This is a genomic window from Agriterribacter sp. (assembly GCF_035445465.1).
GTDB lineage: Bacteria > Bacteroidota > Bacteroidia > Chitinophagales > Chitinophagaceae > Agriterribacter.
Genome location: NZ_DAOMQT010000006.1, coordinates 30,399 through 52,019 on the forward strand (window position 1 = coordinate 30,399; position 21,621 = coordinate 52,019).

Annotated in this window: 20 protein-coding genes and 1 pseudogene; 4 read left to right on the top strand and 17 right to left on the bottom strand. The window is 43.9% G+C overall.

Going from position 1 to position 21,621, the window contains the following annotated elements; all coding sequences use genetic code 11:
• Window positions 1-40 precede the first annotated feature (40 nt).
• Genes PLE34_RS04910 through PLE34_RS04925 form a run of 4 tightly spaced genes read right to left on the bottom strand, consistent with a single transcriptional unit; the run spans window position 41 to window position 4,373 of the window.
• Window positions 41-1,393: a purple acid phosphatase family protein gene (locus PLE34_RS04910; protein ID WP_324554670.1), complete on the bottom strand. Its 1,353-nt coding sequence runs from the start codon at window positions 1,391-1,393 to the stop codon at window positions 41-43.
• A 24-nt stretch (window positions 1,394-1,417) separates the two neighbouring features.
• Window positions 1,418-2,533 carry an alkaline phosphatase family protein gene (locus PLE34_RS04915; protein WP_324554671.1) on the bottom strand — a complete coding sequence of 372 codons (1,116 nt, stop codon included), beginning with the start codon at window positions 2,531-2,533 and terminating at the stop codon, window positions 1,418-1,420.
• Between the two features lie 11 nt (window positions 2,534-2,544).
• Window positions 2,545-4,191 (bottom strand): glycerophosphodiester phosphodiesterase family protein, encoded by a 1,647-nt coding sequence (locus tag PLE34_RS04920; protein ID WP_324554672.1) that lies wholly within the window; start codon window positions 4,189-4,191, stop codon window positions 2,545-2,547.
• 8 nt (window positions 4,192-4,199) lie between these two features.
• Window positions 4,200-4,373 carry a hypothetical protein gene (locus PLE34_RS04925; protein WP_324554673.1) on the bottom strand — a complete coding sequence of 58 codons (174 nt, stop codon included), beginning with the start codon at window positions 4,371-4,373 and terminating at the stop codon, window positions 4,200-4,202.
• A gap of 195 nt (window positions 4,374-4,568) precedes the next feature.
• Here PLE34_RS04925 and PLE34_RS04930 point away from each other — a divergent pair, with 195 nt between their 5' ends.
• Entirely contained in the window at window positions 4,569-5,570 is a 1,002-nt protein-coding gene (locus PLE34_RS04930) for an SMP-30/gluconolactonase/LRE family protein (RefSeq protein ID WP_324554674.1), read from the top strand.
• 246 nt (window positions 5,571-5,816) lie between these two features.
• On the opposite strand, the gene PLE34_RS04935 is transcribed toward PLE34_RS04930, so the two are convergent.
• The gene (locus tag PLE34_RS04935; protein ID WP_324554675.1) at window positions 5,817-6,047 is read right to left on the bottom strand and encodes a hypothetical protein; all 231 of its coding nucleotides are present in this window, start codon (window positions 6,045-6,047) and stop codon (window positions 5,817-5,819) included.
• A gap of 458 nt (window positions 6,048-6,505) precedes the next feature.
• On the opposite strand from PLE34_RS04935, the gene PLE34_RS04940 reads away from it, so the two are divergent.
• Window positions 6,506-7,846, top strand: a complete 1,341-nt coding sequence (locus tag PLE34_RS04940; RefSeq protein ID WP_324554676.1) for a sugar porter family MFS transporter — start codon at window positions 6,506-6,508, stop codon at window positions 7,844-7,846.
• A gap of 1 nt (window position 7,847) precedes the next feature.
• Here the strand turns inward: PLE34_RS04940 and PLE34_RS04945 are convergent, their stop codons facing one another.
• The 10 genes and pseudogenes from PLE34_RS04945 to PLE34_RS04990 form a co-directional block, all read right to left on the bottom strand.
• Complete coding sequence (locus tag PLE34_RS04945) at window positions 7,848-8,402, bottom strand: dihydrofolate reductase family protein (protein WP_324554677.1); 555 nt, start codon at window positions 8,400-8,402, stop codon at window positions 7,848-7,850.
• Window positions 8,403-8,650: 248 nt separating this feature from the next.
• Complete coding sequence (locus tag PLE34_RS04950; RefSeq protein WP_324554678.1) at window positions 8,651-8,878, bottom strand: DUF2795 domain-containing protein; 228 nt, start codon at window positions 8,876-8,878, stop codon at window positions 8,651-8,653.
• A gap of 389 nt (window positions 8,879-9,267) precedes the next feature.
• Window positions 9,268-9,711 (bottom strand): DinB family protein, encoded by a 444-nt coding sequence (locus tag PLE34_RS04955; protein WP_324554679.1) that lies wholly within the window; start codon window positions 9,709-9,711, stop codon window positions 9,268-9,270.
• A 199-nt stretch (window positions 9,712-9,910) separates the two neighbouring features.
• A pseudogene (locus PLE34_RS04960) lies at window positions 9,911-10,042 on the bottom strand (helix-turn-helix domain-containing protein); the annotation flags it as partial.
• A gap of 58 nt (window positions 10,043-10,100) precedes the next feature.
• Window positions 10,101-11,747 (bottom strand): hypothetical protein, encoded by a 1,647-nt coding sequence (locus tag PLE34_RS04965; RefSeq protein WP_324554680.1) that lies wholly within the window; start codon window positions 11,745-11,747, stop codon window positions 10,101-10,103.
• 39 nt (window positions 11,748-11,786) lie between these two features.
• Window positions 11,787-12,152, bottom strand: coding sequence for a DUF2200 domain-containing protein (locus PLE34_RS04970; RefSeq protein ID WP_324554681.1), 366 nt, complete (start codon window positions 12,150-12,152; stop codon window positions 11,787-11,789).
• 669 nt (window positions 12,153-12,821) lie between these two features.
• Window positions 12,822-13,328: a Riean_0653 family protein gene (locus PLE34_RS04975; protein ID WP_324554682.1), complete on the bottom strand. Its 507-nt coding sequence runs from the start codon at window positions 13,326-13,328 to the stop codon at window positions 12,822-12,824.
• A 215-nt stretch (window positions 13,329-13,543) separates the two neighbouring features.
• A complete protein-coding gene (locus tag PLE34_RS04980) occupies window positions 13,544-14,089 on the bottom strand; it encodes a DUF6843 domain-containing protein (protein ID WP_324554683.1) in 546 nt (181 codons plus the stop codon).
• A 483-nt stretch (window positions 14,090-14,572) separates the two neighbouring features.
• Window positions 14,573-15,619 carry an MBL fold metallo-hydrolase gene (locus PLE34_RS04985; protein WP_324554684.1) on the bottom strand — a complete coding sequence of 349 codons (1,047 nt, stop codon included), beginning with the start codon at window positions 15,617-15,619 and terminating at the stop codon, window positions 14,573-14,575.
• Between the two features lie 154 nt (window positions 15,620-15,773).
• Window positions 15,774-16,349, bottom strand: a complete 576-nt coding sequence (locus PLE34_RS04990; RefSeq protein ID WP_324554685.1) for a carboxypeptidase-like regulatory domain-containing protein — start codon at window positions 16,347-16,349, stop codon at window positions 15,774-15,776.
• A 364-nt stretch (window positions 16,350-16,713) separates the two neighbouring features.
• Between PLE34_RS04990 and PLE34_RS04995 the strand changes: the two genes are divergently transcribed.
• Window positions 16,714-17,592, top strand: a complete 879-nt coding sequence (locus tag PLE34_RS04995; RefSeq protein WP_324554686.1) for a sugar phosphate isomerase/epimerase family protein — start codon at window positions 16,714-16,716, stop codon at window positions 17,590-17,592.
• A 230-nt stretch (window positions 17,593-17,822) separates the two neighbouring features.
• The gene (locus tag PLE34_RS05000) at window positions 17,823-18,788 is read left to right on the top strand and encodes an NAD(P)H-dependent flavin oxidoreductase (RefSeq protein ID WP_324554687.1); all 966 of its coding nucleotides are present in this window, start codon (window positions 17,823-17,825) and stop codon (window positions 18,786-18,788) included.
• A 163-nt stretch (window positions 18,789-18,951) separates the two neighbouring features.
• Here PLE34_RS05000 and PLE34_RS05005 read toward each other — a convergent pair whose 3' ends face one another.
• The gene (locus PLE34_RS05005; protein ID WP_324554688.1) at window positions 18,952-19,914 is read right to left on the bottom strand and encodes an ROK family protein; all 963 of its coding nucleotides are present in this window, start codon (window positions 19,912-19,914) and stop codon (window positions 18,952-18,954) included.
• A 45-nt stretch (window positions 19,915-19,959) separates the two neighbouring features.
• Entirely contained in the window at window positions 19,960-21,615 is a 1,656-nt protein-coding gene (locus PLE34_RS05010; protein WP_324554689.1) for an MFS transporter, read from the bottom strand.
• Window positions 21,616-21,621 lie beyond the last annotated feature (6 nt).

The following is a 21,621-nucleotide window of genomic DNA, read 5'->3' on the forward strand; positions in this document are numbered from 1 at the left end:
TGAATACGATAAAAAATCTGAACGATACGGTATTTCCTGGTTATTTTTTTTCTACCATCTTATTGGGCTTGCCTTTTTGTTTTAACAGGTCAAAGGCGTCATAGAGCTCCCCGGTAGCCGTATACGCTTTGTACTGCAATGTATTTCCTTCAACCGTTATCAACTGGTAAAGCTGGGTATAGGTGGCCGATACATCCATCCAGCCACCTTCAAATTTGGATGACATTTTGGGACCGCTTACCGACAACACATATACCGTACCCGATCTTTCATTTTTGGTGGCGCCTTCTATTTTCTGCATCCCCCGCGCATACGCATGATCGTGACCCTGCAGCACAATATCCACCTTATATTTATCAAATAATGGTTTAAAGGTATTGCGCATCCGTATATTATCGCGTGTAGGACGTATGGAATAAAAAGGATGATGAAATAAAACGGCGGTCCACTGGTTAGGGTTATTGCGCAGCAGCGAATCTACCCATACTTTCTGCTTTTGCAGATCTTCATCCGACTCTTCTACCCTGTAAGAATTGATGGAAATGAAACGCATGCCCTGCACATCGGTGTAATAACATGATTCCTTTAAACCTTCCGGCCCGTTTTCGGGAAGTGAGAATTGCGGGCGCCAGAAAGCCGAAAGCGTATCGCCTGTGCGGGCATATTCATGGTTGCCCGGCGAATGCATGCCGGGTATAGTGCTGTGAATAAAGCTTCCGCCATAGAATAATTCCCCCCACTCCACGTCATTGTTGCCCCGGTTTACAATATCGCCGGCATATAAAATTAAATTAGCCTCCGGCATCCTGGCATAAGCATCCCGTATAACTCTTGGCCATAATGTTTTTATACCTGCCTGCACATCACCCAAATAAATAAACGAAAGCTTGTCGCCGGATTTTCCGGCGGTTTTGGTATGAAACCATTCGCTCCAGTGAGCACCCTGCCCCACCCTGTACATGTATACTGTTTTAGGAGTAAGACCTGACACGGTAACCGAATGATAGTTGGCAGCAATATCTTCAAATTGAAACGCCTCGCTTTTTGCCTGCTTCTGCAATGCTTTGTCAACAGCACGGGGATCGGCCGTAACAGGCATGATCTCCAGGAAACCTTCTCTAACGGTATCGCATGTACGCCAGTTTACCGCTATTGATGTAGACGGATCCTGGGTAACATTCAGCACAATCCTGTCCGGGTTAGGGACGGGAGGGAACGGGTTTACCGCTGTTGTTTGCGCCTGTACCGCCATACAAAACATAACGCATAAGCTAATAAAGCCTGCATGCCGGTAACCCGGTTCCCCCGGCTGGTGTCTCCACCAGCCGGCAACAATTTGGAATGCATCCGCATGCCGGTAATCTTTCTCTTTCCTGCTGTTTATTCTAATCATGTAAATAATAGTATTGATTTATGATCAGTCCTTAATCTCTTTTATTTCCTCAGCTATGGGATGATCAGCCTGGTAACGCAGTCCCAGCAGGGAAGCAATGGTTTGCGCAGATTGCTGCTGGTACAACTGCCCGGGTGTTTTCACTTCTCCTTTGGCTGGTATGCCGGGCCCCATCACCGCCATCCACATTTCATGCGAATCCGCAACACTCCTGCTGCCATGACCTGTCCATTGATCTTTATTGATATCGCCGCGGCCATGATCGGTTGTAATAAAAAGCGCGGTTTTGTTCCTGTATTCCGGTGTATGCTGCACATATTCCCATATCTCGCTTATCCATGTATCTACCTGCCTCGCAGCGTCTAAGTAATCTTTGTACCGGCCTGCATGCGCCCATTCATCGGTTTCACCATAGCCTATAAAAAGCACACGCGGCTTTTTCTCCTTCAGGTATTCCATAGCGGCATAATGGGTAAATACATCAAGGCATTCTCCTTCGCCAAAAGGCTTGTAAGAATTTTTAAGCATGGCGTTGATCAGCTCTTCTTTGGGTGTGGGATGATCGCCACCGGTAGCGCTGAAAGCCGACACTACCGGGAACCCGCAACGTTCCTTATTAAGGATGCGGTCAAAAGCGCCCCATGCGCCAAAAGCCGCTACCCTGTCTTTAAATCCTTCCTGGCGGTTAATGTATTCCAGTACCGTGGTATGCGGGTTGGGCTTGTACTCATTTGAATTAATGGCGGTATCGGGGTAGCCCGTAAAAATTTCATTATATCCCGGGTAAGAGAACCAGTAAGGGTTGGCAACATCTACCTTATTACCATAAGCGCGGTTCCCATAGAGCTGTCCTTTTTGCGCAATGCTGTCCCAGAAAAAAGGTAAAAGCTTTTTCCTCCGTTCCGTTTCGTCCGCGGCCCAGTAATTTTCAAATATTTTTGCACTATCTCTGCGCCCCTGGTTAAACCGGCCGTTCGTGGCAATAAGACTGTCCATGCCTTTGTACAATTCCTGCCAGCGTAAACCGTCGGTGGTAATAACGATGATATGCTCAATTTTACCTTCTTCATTACCGGTGGTATTGCTGCCTGTGCAGCCATAAAGCATAAACCATCCTGCCAGTAGTATTATTTTATGCATAACGGTTGTTTTTATTTTGAGGGATAATAATTTTCAAGCCAGGCAAAGGTTTTGGCAAATACGTCAATAGCTGCTGCAGGACCAACACCATGTTTTTCACCGGGGTAAATTTCCAGTTGGGCCGGTATTCCCAACGCCTGTAGTTTTTGATACAGGTTTTGCGCCTGGCTTACATTTACTAAGGGATCCTCCCCGCCATGAAACAAAATGGTAGGCACACCCGTTTCTTTGGTGAGCCGGTAAGCCGGACTGGCGTCTTTTGCTACCTGTGCGTTTTCATCTTTTTCGCCCAGGAAATTAATGACGGTTTTATCCGCATCGCTGCCATCGGGGCGTACCGATTTATCGGTAAAATCTGTTGGGCCCCACAGGTCAATCACTGTCTTCACCTGTTTCGCATTATCATATCCGTAAGCATACAGCATAGCCAAATGAGCGCCGGCGCTGCCGCCCATCAACGCATATTCATTGCCGTTATATTTATATTTTCCCGCGTTTTTAGAAATGAACTCCAGCGCTTTTTGCACGTCTTCAATCTGTGCCGGAAAACGATCCTGCCCGTTTTTTACCAAACGGTAGTTCATGGAAACAACCAGGTAGCCGCGTTTACCCACCAGCTCTTCAATCAGTTGCCCGGGAAACTCATCCTTATCGCCACGGGTCCAGCCACCGCCATGTATATACACAATTACCCTGGCATTGGGCTGCATATCTTTCGGGAAATAAGCATCAAACATGTTTTCATCGCCGGGGGCTTTACCATATTTTATGTTTTTAAGTTCCCTGTAGGTTTTCTTTTTATACTTCGTGTAGGGGTCTTCGCTGGTCAGATCCTTTCCCAGTCCATTACGCAAGCCGCTTTTGTTTAAGTAAGCGATCAGTGCTTCGGGATGATCGGTCTGGATGCCCTGTATACCTTTTTGCAACGCCTGGTTCCAGTCATCGGCGCCTTCATCACCGCTTTGTACATCTAACCATACGGCTACCCCGTTATCATTTGCTGTTGCCACCATTTCCCTGTCGTAAACATTGTCGAGCACTTCAATGGTTCCCTGCCCCAGGAAAAAGGTGAGCTGTTCCTTGTTTTTTACCTCTTCTATAACGCTGGTAATTAAAGGCATACCCGGCGCCGTTTTTCTCCACTCCCTGTACTGTGGTATTTTATTTACATATACCACTACCTGCTTTTCCATACCGGCTTCCCTGATCTGCCTGTAGGTTTCCGCTACAACGGCATCTTTAAAATCGAGATAGATATTGATCTTTCCTTTGGCTGCCTTCAACACTTCACTGAAAGTGGGAATGCGATATGTTTTTTTAGTGGGTTTATTTTTATCCGCTACTTTCAGTTGTTGTAATTCTGCCAGCGTAAGGTTGTTGATATTACCCGTGCCATTGGTCATGCGGTCAACTGTAGCGTCGTGATGAATAATAAGATAACCGTCTTTAGTAGTGCGCAGGTCAAGCTCCACATAATCGGCACCACTTTTAATGGCCGCTTTTACAGATTCAAGCGTATTTTCAGGTACTTTAACATGGTTACCCCGGTGGGCAATTACGGCAAGTTTATATTTTGTTTCGGGCAACGGCGCTTTTCCCTGCGAAAACACAAAGCAGGCGGAGAGTAATAAAAATAATATAAGGGATGTCCTTCTCATAAGGGGGGTTATTTTTCTTTTATTTGTTCAATAGCCGGCGCCACGGGATGTGCGGCAGTAAATGTTTTTCCCAGCAGAAACGCAATGGTTTGGGCTATAATGTTTTCAATTGTATTTTGAGCAGAGCCCCGAAACTGCAGCAGTAATGCCAGGGCACAACAGGATATGATCTTAATTCTCATCGTGTATCATTCAGGGAGGTTAAAAGTAAAAATACATACTCACATTATAGATGAAAAATACCTTAAAAAAACATGATGTGCGCACCCCTGGCACCTCTACCTCACACCTTATACCTCATGCCTTATACCTTCATCCCTCACCCTATTCCTCCCAATATTATATTATCTTCATTCTTCATTATCAATTACTGCTATATGAATAAATTGCTATTTTTCCTGGCATTTGCCGCTTTTGCAGGCTGCAGGGATAAAACACCTGGCCTGCAATCCATCGGATCCATTCAAAGCCTGGATCCTTCACTTGAAAATATCATAGACAGCACCGCTCCTGTTGAAATCATTGCAGAAGGCTTCAACTGGACAGAAGGTCCTTTATGGGCGGAAAGTGAAAAGATGCTCTTATTCTCTGATATTCCACCCAATAAAATATTCAAATGGACGGAAGCCAAGGGCGCCGAATTATACCTCACGCCTTCGGGCTACACCGGCACTGTTCCACGAACAGGCGAACCGGGTTCCAATGGCTTATTGCTGAACAGGGAAGGTAAATTAGTACTGTGCCAGCACGGCGACCGGCGGATGGCTATAATGGACGCGCCGTTAAACGCTCCTGAAGCTGCATTTGTGTCGTTGGCCGATAACTACGGGGGAAAGCGTTTCAACAGTCCGAATGACGCGGTATTCAGAAGCAACGGCGATCTTTTTTTTACTGACCCGGCATACGGGCTGGAGAAAGCAATGGATGACCCTGCTAAGGAAATTCCATTCCAGGGCGTTTACAAAGTAAACAGCCAGGGAGAAGTACGCTTACTAACGAATGCCATTACCCGCCCTAACGGCATTGCTTTTATCAACAATGAAAAAACGCTTATTGTAGCCAACTCCGACCCGCAGAAACCGGTGTGGTATATGTTTGATATAGATGCCGGCGACAGTTTACATAACGAAACATTGCTGTTTGATGCCACGGAGGCATCAAAAAAAGAGCAGGGCATGCCAGACGGGCTGAAGGTAGACGGGCAGGGAAATATTTTTGCAACCGGCCCGGGCGGGGTATGGATATTCAACGCATCAGGGAAACTGGCAGGAAAGATATCGGTTCCCCAACCATGCAGCAATGTAGCGCTGGCCGATGGCGATAAAACGCTGTACATTACAGCAAACATGTATGTATTAAGGGTGAAAATGAGGAAATAAGGCTGGGATGCGGCTGAAGAAGTAAACCAACCCCATTGTTCGACGCTGAGGTCTGGATGGGTGTACGCTTTGGCTTTTGATAAAGATACCTGCACGACCCATAAGTTTATAAAGCCTCCTTACTGCATACAGCATAAGCAATCAATATTGTTTCGGCTCCATGCTTGTATGCCGCATCCGTGTTATAATAATTTCTTTATGCTTTTTCCAGTTGATGTTGTGGCCGGGGAGACCATCTGACTTCCCTTACCATTTAGCTGCCCTTTTTTCCATTTCGTCCTGTGTAATATAATTGCCTGCCTCCACTTCTGTCAATGCTTCATCTATCTCTTTGTTATACTGCTCCATACTGATACGATCAGTATCTTCATTGTGTCGTTGTAAAAATGTTTTCAACATCAGCAATACTGATTTTCTTTCTAATTCATTAAGCTGCACAAAATAATTGTTCCATTCCTGCTCTAATGCATTTGCCATATAAATCATGTTTTCACAAATTTACTTCTTTAATTTATTAACTAAAAATTACTCAAAATGCTTGCCCGGCAGTATTTCATCCAGACGGATTACGTTTGCTTAAGGCATTGGTTAGGACTGTGCCGCGCATAAACCGATAGCAAAGCAACGAATACAACCTGCATGAAGGTTTTGTACATGGCTTTCATAATGGTAAATTTTAGGTGAGTTTATACATGGACGAGTATGGCGTGGGCGGGTTTAGCGGCATATTGCGCAACAACGCATTTTAACAAGATTGTCACGATGGGGTTTTCACAATAGGGCTATTCCGTGTAGGGCGAGCGCCCGTCGAATGTTCAGCGCAGGGGGTCTCATGATTGCCCGCTATGGCTTTTGATGAAAACCCCTGCACAACGCTAAAATTAAAATAAAACAATCCCGTTTGTAGCATATATTGCTTCAAATTGTTTTGCCATATGAATAAAAAGCTTGTTTTTTGGAGCATTGTTATTGCTTTGGGCGGATTGTTGTTTGGTATGGATGTGGCGGTTATTTCCGGCGCCGAACAGCAGATACAGGAAATCTGGCATCTTAGTGATATGCTTCATGGTCAGGCCCTTGCATCGGCATTATATGGCACTATCATCGGTGCATTATTCGGTGGCATTCCGGCAGAAAAATACGGCAGGAAAAAAGTGCTGCTTTGGATTGGAATCGTATTTTTTATTTCGGCATTAGGCTCTGCGCTGGCGCCTGAGGTCATATCTTTTATGCTTTTCCGCTTCCTGGGCGGTTTGGGAGTGGGTGCTTCTTCAGTAGTGGCTCCCATGTTCATTTCGGAACTGGCCCCGGCGCGTAACAGGGGTAAGCTGGTAGCAGCTTTTCAATTTAATATCGTATTTGGTATCCTGCTGGCTTACTTATCCAACTATTTATTATCTGGTTTGGGCGAAGACGCCTGGCGATGGATGTTAGGCATACTGGCTATTCCTGCCGCTGCATTTATAGCGCTCCTGTATTTTGTTCCGGAAAGCCCGCGCTGGCTGATGGTACATAAAAAGAATTATGCCAAAGCCCGTGAAATTTTGGAAGTTTCAGATCCCGAAGGCGTAGATGCCGCTATAGAAGCCATTCACCAGGCCGTGAACGAAGAAAAGAAAAAGGCAAGCCTTTCCGGTTTCCTCAAAAAAAGATTTACTACTCCCATCATCATGGCCATACTCATTGCCATGTTTAACCAGATGTCGGGCATTAACGCCATTATCTATTTTGCGCCGCGGGTATTTGAACTGGCAGGTTTGGGAAAAGATGCGGCTTTTTTACAAAGTGCCGGCATAGGACTGGCCAACCTCGTGTTTACTATGCTGGGGCTGTACCTTATAGATAAATTAGGACGAAAAAAATTAATGCTTATCGGTTCAATAGGATATATTTTATCATTAGGCGCCGTAGCAGCCGCTTTTCATTTTCATTATCTCGGTGGTTTTATTGTACCGCTATTGCTTTTCATTTTTATTGCATCGCATGCTATCGGGCAGGGCGCTGTTATTTGGGTATTCATTTCCGAGATATTCCCTAACCAGGTTCGTTCTTACGGACAATCGCTTGGAAGCTCCGTGCATTGGATCATGGCGGCTTTAGTTACCAGCGTGTTCCCGTTTTTTGCCAACAATCCCAACATTGGCCCGGCAAAGATATTCCTGTTCTTTATGTTCATGATGGTGCTGCAACTGCTATGGGTGATTTTTAAAATGCCGGAAACAAAAGGTGTGTCATTAGAAGAGATGGAAAGAAAACTGAGCAAAAAAAAAAGGTAAATTATTTTTTGTTTGCCGGCTCATAGTAAAGCGTTACTGCACCGGAACCAAAGGTTTTTGTCTTTAAGAGTTTAAGCATAACCCTATCGTGTATGTTTTCAAATAATGGCAAACCGTTTCCTGCTATAACAGGGTGAACACAAAGCTGGAATTCATCAACTAAACCGAGTTTCATTAAAGCTATAATTAAACTCCGGCTACCAACTAAAATGTCCCTGCCCTGTTGTTGCCTGAGCGATAAAACCTCTTCTTTAAGGCTCCGCTTTGCCACTGTTGCGCTTTCCCATTCCACATTATTCAATGTGCGGGAAAAAACAACTTTTGGAATGCTGTCCATTATCACAGCAAATTCGTCCATTGCTTTGTTACCGGTAGGATTTTTCACCACAGATGGCCAGTATTCCATAAGCTGATATGTTATCCTGCCATATAGAATAGTGCCTGCATTACTTAACAGGTCAGCATAATGCTGATGTAATTCTTCATCTGGAATTATTGCCGTATGATCGCAAAACCCGTCAAGTGTCATATTGATTCCCGCAATTATTTTTCTCATTCTATTGGTTTTGTACGATACAAATCTCGCCCACAAATATGATACTATTGTAGTGTAAATGCGACATTTTTAGTAGCTGAATACGACAAGTATCACTACTGCGTAAACTGACAGAGTGATGACCATAGCATACACTAATCATCTTTGTTACCGTTTCTGGACGATCGGCTCTTCATTTCGGGGACACATTCCCGGAAGAACATATTGGGTACGCAGTCTGCAGACTACGTACAGCATGGATATTAAAATCAATATTCATCCTGGTTAAATAAAAAATCTGCCTGCGTGGGATAATCCGGCCAAATTTCTTCCATTGATTCATATACATAAGAATCGTCTTCGCTTTCCAATGTTTGAATATTCTCTATCACTTCCACGGGAGAGCCGGAACGGATCGTATAATCTATTAATTCATCTTTTGTTGCCGGCCAGGGCGCATCGTCAAGGTGCCTTGCTAATTCTAATGTCCAGTACATAAAATTTATTTGAGAACGCGAAGATAACCTATTTGTCGCGATGGAGTCTTCACAACCGGGCTTTCGCGTGTTGGGGAGGTCCCGGCGAATGTTCAGCGCCAGGAGCCTTATGGCTGACCGAATGGACTTTTATGAAGCCTTCCTGCGCAACATACACTAATCACTTTTTTTACCCTTGGCCATCGGCTCTTTACTTCCGGGACGAAGTCCCGGAAGAACATATTGAGTACGAAGTTCGCAGACTTCGTACAGCGTGGGTAACTGGCTTTATTTAACGGACTCCTGTAATAAGGCTGTGGAAGTTCCAATCCCTCTGCTGCTTCCTGTTATAAGAATGGATTTTGTGATAAAAGGGTTATATGCAGTCCGGACATTCATTTATCACATAATCATCGTTTGTAAAAAATGTAGTCTGTAACAAAAGGAACCATTTTGTTTTGCCTAAAGTCAGCTGCAATCTGTCCCCTGTGGTAGGTTGAATGATTGATTACGTGAAATAGTGCATCGCGAATACTATTGTTAAAAACCTGTCCTTTGGTATTCTTATAATTAACAATGTCGTTCAGGTCAAATTTGTCGAGTATGAGCAAAGAGTGCTCGTAGTTTGTCTTATCAATATCTTTACAGTTTTGAATTAGGTGAATCTGCCAAACCTCGTAAGGCGGTTGCATCGGATTAACTCTGTTGTTCCAAATTTGGTGAGCATTAAGAATGTGGTTATATAACTTAACTGACCTTTCAGAAGTTTTGTCCGGATTTTCATTAAAAATGTCCCACAATCTTTGATTGAAGTGATAACTGTATTCAAATAATTCTTTAAAAAAATCCTTCATTTTCTATGGTTATCAAACCTATTTATTTATTTCTAAAATTGAAAAAGTTTTTTGCCGCCCGGTAATGTCAATTTGCAGGTGATGCTTTTCGGGCTAGCAAATAGCAATGTTGAACCCCCCGCCAGGGTCGCATAGCTATGCCCGGTGCTTAAATGCAGACTCCGGCGCGACACAACCTGATTTTAGCGGTTCATGACTGTCATCGGTATGTCACACTCAATTTTAGATTTCCGCCAAGACCTTCTTTTACTATACGCATAAGCGTTGAGAGGCGAATGTCGCTCGCATTATTTTCAATTCTTGAAATGTAAGATTTCGTTGTACCGCATTTTACAGCAAGCTGATAACTTTTTCAAAATTAGTTTTTGTATTCGCTGCACCGGGCAACCTTAATCGGTAACTACCTTCACATCTTTGAACATAAATGGATTGTCACTGATCCTTAAGCTCTTTCCACTGGCAGTGGTCACATTTTTGAGCACAACTTCCTTAGTTTTCACATAGGGAAATTGCTCGTGGTAGGAATCATCCGTCATTTGTGGATTGAAATTTGAAAAAATGGCCGGTCCCTGGTAATCCCCCGGATGATTAGCGTCATTGATCCGGAGATTTTCAATGGTGATCCTTTCCGGCATATAGCAGGTATAACCAAAATCATGCTTACCGGAATAAGATCCGCCTATCAGCGCTGCACTGGCTGTTTTGCCTCCCTGGGGCACAAAAACACAGTTTCGGATAAACAATTCTCCCTGCCAGGTACTGCCATAATCGCTGCGCAGGTTGATGAGCGTTCTGCCGTTAATTGTTGAATGCTCCACAGTTAAAACCCCGCTGCCGATGGCATTGATGCCCATGTGTCCGAGGGTGGAGTTGCGGATGGTGGCATTGGCAACGCCCATGTGGGCATCGAAGCGGGAAAGCGTGCATTTGTCGTAAAGCAAATTTTTGCAGTAGTTGGAACCCAGGATCCCCCAGTAGGTTCTGTCGTTGATATCATTTGTCTGGCTGCAGTTCACGAATGACACATTGAGGGCACGGCTTACTGAAATGTCGTAAGTGCCCATGGATACGGGCTGCCCTGCCGCGCCAATGGTACTGTATGTTTTATGCCCGGTGAGCAGGGTATTCTTAACCGTTACGTAAGCGCAGTCACTAATAGTGATGAAGCCGCTATAGGGCGCACCATGGTCTCCTTCACCGGTAACGCGATGTTCAAGGCCATCCACAACAACGTTGGAACGCCTGACCGCGATATTCCTGCTATAATAGGTGTATTTCGATTCGGCTTTATTGGCAATGGTGGTAAAACGGCCCCCGGTAACGTGCAGTGTCTTCCCGTCTATTGGAAGAGCAGTGATGGCCGTGACCTGGTCGAAGTCCCAGATAATCGGAGCATTCATATCCACTCTGCCGCTTTTATCAGCAACAAAGATGTCTGTTTGCGGAGATCCGTTATTTTGATTCGGGCCAAATCGGATATAGCGTTTTACATGAGCGTTGGTAACGGTAATGAGACAGGGTCCGGGCAAAGCCGCATCAATTTTCTCCTGGTTCTTCTTCAGTGAAGCTATAGATTCAGGTGTAAACGGTTGCAGGGCCGAACTGACCATGAAAACAGATGCACTGCGATTTTGCACTTCGGTATCGTCAATGATGAAGGCCGCAGTGCCAAAATCGGTGTCGGTTTGGATAACCGCTGTGCGCTTCTTGCCCCCTATGTAATAGGTGGCTCCTTTATCGGCTTTCACTACAAGTTCGTTTTGATTGGCGAATGCATGCGTTGCAGCAATAGCGTCTATATCATCGGTTTTGCCATCGCCCCTGGCGCCGAAATCACTATAGCGCACCATGCCGGCAGCTTTAAATTTATGCGCATCCTTTGGGGATACATTTACCTGCAATTCTCCATTCTCATTGGTGTGTACCCGGGTTTTCTCCTTTTTAGATGTTATCACTACCTGTTCAGGCACGCCCCAGACCTGCGCCTGTGCATCCATTACAAAGGTTGACAAGAAGAAGAGCGTATATTTTATCATGAGCGTATTTTAATAAGAATCAATTTCAAAACAATCAGTTCAGGAGCCGCGCAGTATCTTCTCCATCTTCCTGCCCTTCGCCAGTTCATCCACCAACTTATCCAAGTACCTGGCCTGCTGTGTTAAAGGGTTTTTGATTTCCTCTACACGATACCCACAGATTAGTCCTGTTATGAGGTGCGCATTGGGATGCAGCGAAGCACGCTGGAAGAATGTCTCAAAAGTTACCCTTTCTTCTATCAGTTCCTGCAGCTTCCTGCTGTCGAAGCCTGTTAACCACGCTATCACCTGGTGCAACTCTTCTTTTGTTCTGCCTTTCTTCTCCACCTTTTCGATATACATGGGATAGACCGAGGCGAAGATCATTTTTGCGATACGCTCATGGTGCGTGTTGGAATTGTTCATATCTTATATTTTTTCAACCGCCGTTTCAGATCTTTGGTGATTTCACGTGAGGGAAAGGTCGTTTAACAATTAATACAATCCGCAGAGCTTGCCGGGCAGAACGGATATTTGGAAAACGTTCAAGCCCGAACTGCAGCCCAATAAAGTTACAAAAGTTGAGGTTATGTCTAAAGCCCGGTGTTGTTCATCACGCCGGAACTATAGCTCAATAACGGTTCGGCGTTTTGTCTGACCGGGTGTATCTTATACCATTATTTCTTTCGTCTGTAATGTAGTTGAGTTAGTCCTAACCATAGTCCTCTCCTTCTTTTTCAACTGATTTTAGAAAACTAAGGTCGTCATTTGGCTTGGCAATGTAGCCATCTAAATTTGTCGCTATGAAAAGTGATAATTTTCGCATTGTTCTTTATTTCTTATTGTCTGTTTTATTTCGTTGTGTCGTCTTTTAGCCTGACCGATAACGTAAACGCATTTGCGAAGCCGGAATTTGAAGTACGTCCAGATGGGTTACAAATGCCCGATTGAAAAATGATGATTGAATTTAAAACCTTCGCCGGTTGAATTTCGTCTGCTGAAACTGAGCCTGATAGCGATCAGCCAGGCAGACTTCCGTCCAACCATACTTGTGCAAAACCGAATGTTAGCGGCTGTTTATAGGAGTTTTATACTCTATTCTTTCACATCAAATCTTCCATCAGTAACATTTATAGTCTTACCAGTATTTGGGTCTTTAGCCGTGAAAAAGAAAGTACCAGAATAAATATGATTTAAATTGTCACAACGAGTTATGGTTAATTCACCAACATGAACGCTATCAGTAGTGTACCAACCTGGTTCAATAGTACTGCCTGAGTAAATTCCCCTGTTTGGGTGATTGGCATACAACTTATAAATGCCGGTCTTTTGAATGTAAGGATTTTCAAGAGCAACGCTTTGCGAAGTTTCTTGGTTTTTAGCAGAAATGCTAAAATTATATTGGGAATTGTTTCTTGCTGAAAGAACCGGGCTACTATTAAATAAACCGCCCACAAAAAATGGTTTAAATACTTTTCCATTTACCTTACAAGAAAATGTATTAGCTCCCTTTTGCGTTGCTTTTGTCAAACCGTCTTTATTACAGCCTAACGTAATAAATAGAGCTCCAAAAATCAAAAGTCCATTTGATACATTTTTCATTTAGTAAATTTTAAGTTTCAAATATCTACTAACGGTACAGGTTGGCGAAGTGCGGATAATAGCGTTCCGTCCCGCCCGGCTACCGAAGTTGATTATTTAATTATAGTACAAGTTATAGATTTTGCCGATTGTGTTTCGTCTGCTGGAACAAAAGCTGAACAAAGAACCAAAAGTTGAAGAACGTATTCCGTCTGCCCGCATTTTTGCCAAGCCTGTTACATGCCGCTTTTTGTCAGGTGGTTTCTTAAACTGTCAATGTGTTGAAAAGTAAAATCTTTTGTTTTAGCCAAGTCATTATATTTTCCAATATAATATTGGTCAGTCGTTAATGTAATCTTGCCGTTGCTGATTGTGCCTGCAGAAATAAAAAATACACCTAAGCTGTCTCTTGAATATTGCTGTTTCTTTAGATTGATTGTCGCTTCATTATTGAAGTCGCCTGTGTCAAGAACTTTAATTCTTTTTCTTTTACCATTGTCATCAACAAAGTAAAATTGTTGGTTTATTGTTCCATTTTCAAATTTTATACTCCGCCAATCATTTTTAAATTTCGTAAATAATACTCCTGTTATTGGAATGTTGTAAATTCTTCTGTTTTGTTCAAATACCTTGCCTTGTCCATTTGTTTGCTCGTAAACGATATAAAAGAAACCTTTGAAATTTTCTGGTAATAAAAATGTTTCTGGCGTACGCTCTGTTTCGCACGCAGTCAAGAAAGCCAATGACGTTAGAAGAGTTAAAAAGGACTTTAGATGTTGCATTAAAATGGCATGTAACACTTTGCTTTACGCAATATAAGTTGTTTTTAAGTACTTATAACCGTTTAAAACGCTTCTAAGCGTTTATAAACGGCTTTTTTTAGGGATACCGTTCTCATAGCAATATAAGCGGGGTATTACGGTTCAATTCTTATCCGGTTAATTATATTTATAGAACCGGATGAGCTGAATATTGGGTAGTATACAGGGTGCAAACTGAAATGGTTATTCAACCTATTCATTTATTTAAATCAGCCCCCATCGGATGTTCAGCGCAGGGGTATCATAGTTTCCTGCAATGGCTTTGATAAAAGCTCCTCTGCGGGCTTACACTAATCATCTTTGTTGCCGCCTCCCGGCCACCTGCTCTTTATTTCCGGGACACAGTCCCGGAAGAACATATTGGGTACGTAGTCTGCAGACTACGTACAGCATGGAGAACGTACAGCATGGCAACAGCAGAACTTTGTGCAGGCAGTATTCCATTTATCTTATTTCTTTCCACCACTGTGAGAACACCTGATTGCTGTCGTTAAGATAGATCACTTCGCCAATTTTAGGTGTTACCAGGGGAAGGTGATACGCTTTTTCATTGAGTTCGCTAATGGTTTTTAGCGGCTCGTCCCAGGGATGATATGCCAATTTGAATTTAGAAGAATGTACAGGAAACAGCCGTTTTGTTCTTAAATCTTTTGCAGCTTTCAATCCTTCATCGGGTAGCATATGAATAGCTTGCCAGGCTAAATTATACTGACCGTTATCCAAAAGTGCCAGATCAAATCCTCCGAACTTTTCCCCGATTTCAGCAAAATGCGTATCGTAACCGCTATCGCCACCAAGATATAATTTCAAATTGGGTGTTTGTAACACAAATGAAAGCCAAAGCGTATTATTTCTTGTAAAACTTCTGCCCGAAAAATGCCGTGCAGGCGCCGTGTGCAGTGTAAAATTATCCGCAATCACCACACGCTCGTTCCAATCTTTCTCAATGATTTTTGTATTATCAAACTTCCAGTATTCAAAATGTTCGCCCACGCCCAAACCGCAAACAATCTGCAGGATTTTAGGCTTTAATTTCATTATGGTTGGATAATCCAAATGGTCGTAATGGTCGTGTGTGATGAGCAGGAAATCAATTCCGGGCATATCATCAGCCGAATAAATGTCTGTGCCTTTAAACGATTTATTAGAATTAGAAATTGGCGAAGCGTTACCGCTGAAAACGGGATCAATCAGAAAACGTTTACCGTTAAGCTGGATAAAGTAAGACGAATGCCCGAACCATACCAACACATTTTCGGCAACTGGTAATTTTTTTAAATCGGTTTTTACAGACGGAATATTGTCTGTCGGCCTCGTGCGTGGAAATTTCCTGAAAATAAAATCGTACAACACTCCTGTCATAGAATAACCTTCGGTTATAGTAGGCGTAAAGTGAATATTTTGAAATTTCCCATCCTTGTAATGGGGTGATTTTAGCAATTGTTCAAGTCGTTTGCCTCCCGGTGCTTTTCCGAATTGTGGTTGACGCATATAGAAAAATGTTACGATTATTAACAGCAATGTAATACTAAAAAAAACTATCATTGTTCGTTTTATCAATTTCATATTATGCTACAGTTTTGCCACGGTCTTCAAGGTCAAAGTTCATTTTTCCTGTTATAATAATTCGTTTAAAAAAAATGACTTAATTGCCGGGAATATTCAGCCCTTCTAATTGCCAAAGCATACCCGTTGGGCTGTTGCCGCGGATAACAATATCGTTCCTGGAATCGTTGCCGGATATTACTCCTGCAAAATTAGCCGCCATCCGAGAGGGATCGCCCAGGGCGCCGGCAAACTTCCGGGTATCTTCCATATTAAAAGACCGGGCGCTCACCAGCGCCATTTTATTTTTTGCCTTAGCTCCCTGCTCCCCGTTAATCACTATTTCCGCTAACTGCCGGATAGCTTCCGTAAGCACAGTATTCAGGAACACCGATTTGCCGGCGGTTACTACTATATCGGCAATGATGCGTTCTTCGTACCCCAATTTGGATACAGCAACCGTATGCCTGCCCAGCGGCACAAGATCAAAGCGAAACTTCCCGTTATCATCTGCTTCTGTTCCGCGCAGGGGTTCCATGCTCCTTATAATAATTGTTGCACCTTCCAGCGGGAGGCCGGAAGCCTCATCGCGCACCTCGCCGGTAATAACCTGCGTTTGTGCATACAATACGATGGAGAAGAGAAGAGCAGAAAGCGATAAAACTAACTTTTTCATGAGCGCTTTATTATCATTTATATATTATATTACTGATATCAACCTGTTTTACTAAAAAGAAGGCTTGTTGGCCGATTGATAAGATTTTCCCGTATTGGGCACGCAAAATTATAAGGGTGGATAACATTTCCATCTCATTATTCCACGAACTGCATATTTAGCCGATAAACTGCATATTTTGGCTTTCTGACTGGTTGCGCAGTTTGCCAAAATGAAAAGTATCCATTTCAATTATGGCTGTTTTTAAACAAATTTGTAATTTACCGCCCCGTTCACAGGATTGCTATTTCGTATAGCAAATTAAAAACCGTTGGGAACCGGTAAATATTCCAATTATTTTTATTCACTCTTTTAAAATGTACAAATGAAACTGATCAACAGCTTTTTTTTATCCCTGTTATGTATGATCGCTGTTACTTCGTGTAACAGCGGCAGTAACACAAGCGATGCCGATGCTACTGCCAAAACAGAAAATACGGGCAGTGTTGATGGCTTTAAACTGGGTGTGCAAATGTGGACGTTCAGGATGTTTTCGCTCACAGAAGCCTTAAACAAGGTAGACAGTGCAGGTATTAAAAACATTGAAGCCTTTTTCGGACAACCTTTAGGTGGTGATCTGAAAGGTAATTTCGGGCCCGAAATGTCGGCCGACACCCGCGCCCAATTAAAAACGTTGCTGCAATCGAAAGGCATCAATATTGTTGCTATGGGCGTAATTTCTCCCGCAGATCAGGCCGAATGGATCAGCGCTTTTGAACTTGCAAAGGAATTTGGCTTAAGCTATATTACAGCCGAGCCCAAAAAAGACCAGTGGGATGTGGTAGACAGCCTGAGTGGCATTTACGGCATAAAAGTAGCCATACACGATCATCCAAAACCCAGTGGATACTGGTCGCCCGATTCTGTGCTTGCCGCTATACAGGGCCGCAGCAACATCGGCGCCTGTGCCGACATTGGGCATTGGGCACGCAGCGGATTAGACCCTGTTGAATGCCTGAAAAAATTAGACGGGCACCTGATTGGCGCGCATTTAAAAGACATCGTAACTTTTGATGATGTGCATGCGGCAGATACGGTAGTAAGTAAGGGTGTGATAGATTTTCCTGCTGTTTTTACAGAGTTCAAAAGACAAAACTTCAACGGAACTTTTTCCATTGAACACGAATCCAACTGGTACAACAACCTGCCGGATGTGATCTTTACCAAAAAATATTTCGATGAAGAAGTAGCAAAGCTGAAATAATTAACACTTAACGCAGTATACAATAATCCGGTGGGAATAACAGCCTGCCGGATTGCTTTTGACTGAGCTGTCAGCCACAAGACACTTACTTCTCACTTCTTCATTCATTCTATCATCAGCAGTTCCTCAACTTAATAGCTGACCGCTGATATCTCCTGATACCTCCCACCCATATTTTTTCATTTTCACATTTTCAATATTTTCACATTTTCAAATTAACTCCATCTGACATGCCTTCTTTTTCCAACCGCATCACCCGTCTTTTTAAAATTGACTACCCGATTATACAGGCAGGTATGGTGTGGGCAAGCGGATGGAGACTGGCATCGGCGGTAAGCAATGCGGGAGCGCTGGGTTTAATAGGCAGCGGCAGCATGTACCCCGATGTGCTGAGAGAACATATTCAAAAATGCAAAGCGGCTACCGCCCATACGTTTGGCGTAAACATTCCTTTACTTTACCCGGATATTGAAAAGCATATACAGATTGTAATAGAAGAAAAGGTGCCGGTAGTATTTACCTCTGCAGGTAACCCGGCAGCGTGGACGGGTATATTAAAAAGCAAAGGTATCATTGTGGTTCATGTGGTAAGCAGCAGCAAATTTGCACAAAAAGCGGAAGCGGCGGGTTGTGATGCGGTGGTTGCCGAGGGCTTTGAAGCCGGCGGGCATAACGGGAGGGAAGAAACCACCAGTATGGTATTGATACCTGCGGTTTGTAATGCAATAACTATCCCGGTTATAGCTGCAGGAGGTATAGCAACAGGACGGCAAATGATGGCGGCAATGGTATTGGGGGCGGAAGGCGTGCAGATGGGCAGCCGTTTTGTAGCCAGTGAAGAAGCCTCTTCTCATATTAATTTTAAAAATGCTATTGTACATGCAACAGAGGGCGATACCATGTTGTTAATGAAAAAGCTGGTACCGGTAAGGCTGCTGAAAAATAATTTTTTTGAGCAGGTTCAGGAAGCGGAGAACGGGGGAGCAGCGCGGGAAACATTGGAAGAACTACTGGGAAGGGGAAGAGCGAAGCGCGGTATGTTTGAGGGCAGCCTGGAGGAGGGCGAGCTGGAGATAGGACAGGTAAGTGCGCTTATTGGCGATATACTTCCTGCTGCCGGCATCGTAAAAAATATTTACAGGGAATTTGAACAGGCTATTGCAAATCCGCTGAAAAAGATGGATATAAAAAAGTGATCAAAGAATGCGTGCTGGTAAGCCATAAGGCGGTTCTGCAGATCAATATAGAATTAGCAGGCTTTGTTTCTTTTCCGGAGCGCGGCCCCCGGCATGGTACTTTTTTGAATATTGACATTCCTGCCATCTGCTGTAAGCCCCTGCCACTAACATTTTTACCTTCTTATTTTATATCCCATACCAATGCGCTTGCGCCCAGGATAGCGGCATCTGCTTCTTTAAGCTCACTGAAAATAAGTTTTACCTTATTTTGAAAGATAGGAAGCAGGTTTTTTTCCATATGCTCTTTGGTAGGTTTAAGGATCAGGTCGCCGGCCTTGGTCATGCCGCCAAATAATATAATGGCTTCGGGTGAAGAAAACATAACGAAATTGGCAAGCGCCATTCCCAGGATCATCCCCGTATATTCATACACTTCCTTAGCTATAGGATCTCCCTGTACGGCACAATCATATACTACTCTTGAATCAATTTCATCGGCAGGATAATTTCTGAGCTGGCTGTCCTGTCCCTGCCTTTGTTCAAGAAACTCTCTTGCAGTATTGGCCACGCCTGTTGCCGATGCATAGCTTTCTAACGATCCGTGCATGCCGGTGCCGGGGTGCAGCCGCCCGTTGGGTATAATCATGGTATGTCCTAATTCCCCTGCAAAGCCATCATGCCCGTATATCAGGTGCCCGTTGGCTACAATGCCGCTGCCTACCCCGGTGCCCAATGTAATCATAATAAAGTCTTTCATCCCTTTGGCGGCGCCGTACATCATTTCACCCACTGCGGCGGCATTAGCATCGTTCGTTAAAGCTGCAGGCACACCAAAAGCATCGGTTATCATACTTACAAGCGGGATAATGCCTTTCCATATCAGGTTAGGGGCATATTCTATGGTGCCGCTGTAAAAATTTCCATTAGGAGCGCCGATGCCTATACCTTTAATATTTTCTATACCGCCTACCTGCTCAATAGCAGGCTGGAGTGCCTGCTGCAGTTCCTGGATATAATCTTCCACCAGGGGATGTTTCCTGCTCGAAATGGCGCCACGGTATAAGGTATCCCCCCTGTGATCAACAATGCCAAAAACGGTATTCGTTCCTCCTATATCAATGCCAATTGCATATTCCTGTTTCATGCGTAATAAATAATTATATACTTAAATGCGGGTATTTCCATGAGGCTAATGCCCGCCACCCCCATCTAAGGAGCTGTAATCAATACCCTGTGATTTTAAAACAGATTTTACACGGAAAGCGTAAAACGTAAGATAAACAAAACATAAAACGGGTATCCAGTAAGACTGGTGGATACCAACTGCCGGAATATCGGCGAGTTTCCCCTGCAAAGGCGGAATAATAGCCCCACCCAATATCATCATAATTAAAAAGGCAGAGCCCTGTGCCGTGTATTTACCCAGTCCGGCGGTAGCCAAAGCAAAAATACTGGGCCACATAATGGAGCAAAATAAACCACCGCTTAAAAAAGCGTAGGTTGCCGTTGTGCCGGTAGTAAATAAGCCTGTTAGCATAGCAATTACGCCCAACCCGCCAAATATCATAAGTGTTTCGGTAGGCTTTTCCTTACCCAGGAAGAAGCCCCCAATTTGAAATACGATAATACCAGCGTAGGCATACAGTGGGGTGAAGTCGTTACCCGCGATAAGGTTTGCAGCAATGATAACGCCAAACGCTATATAAGGAACAATGATCCACAATAAGGTTCGGGTAGAACGGGTAGGATTGAATACCGTAATGGCTCCCGTCCACCTGCCAATCATTAAGCTGCCCCAGTATAAAGATATAAACGGGGCAAGCTGCTCTTCGTGGTACCCCCCAAACTCGGGATGTCTTAACAATTCACCTAAATTACTTTGTATGGTTACTTCAACACCCACATATAAAAATATAGCCAGCATACCCAGCACCAGCTGCGGGTATTTCATGGCGCCCCATCCCGCTGCTTTCTTTTGTGCGCTGGCATTGGCGGCAAAAAAGCTGATTACCATAAAAACCAATCCTGCTACCAGCAGCCACATATTACGAACGCTTACTTCGGGAGGTAGCTTTTCATTTACAGCCAGCCCGCGGTAGCTGGCAAAAATTATTCCGAATATCACCACCATCACTAAGGTAATAGCAATTAAAAGCCACATAGCTTTGGGTGCATGCTCAAAGCTGTCTTCCTCTTTTACATTGGGAAGCTTTTTACTGGTAGCAAACAATAATGCCGAAAATAAAAATAAAGCGCCAACGGCTATGTACAGCCAGTTCATAGAGCTGATAGATGCGTTTTCAATATCGGTTTCACTGATGGATGCATGTCCGAATAAGGCAAGCGCTACTGCTATAGGGCCAATAGTGGTGCCAAAAGAATTAACGCCGCCGGCGAGGTTCAGGCGATGGGCGCCTGTAGCAGGGTCGCCCAGGGCAATAGCAAAAGGGTTAGCTGAGGTTTGCTGCAGTGAAAAGCCGAGCCCGATTATAAAAAGAGAGACGAGAACGCCTGTGAAGCCGCCGAAGTTAAAAGAAAGCAGCATTAATGCCGCGCCTGCCACACTGATCAGCAAACCGTATATGATACCGGTTTTCATACCCCAGTGATTCATGATATCTTTATTTTTTACCGCCGATGCTACAAACAAACCCAATGCTCCTATATAATAGGCGCCATAAAAAGCGAAGTCAATTAACTGGCTCTGGAACTGGTCGAGTTGGAAAAAATGCTTGCAAAAAGGGATGAAAATACCATTCCCCGCAGCAATAAATCCCCAAAAAAAGAAAACGATCACCAGTATGCTCAGTGCACTTGTGTTGGTAGCTTGCTTGGTTTGAGCCATTTTTAT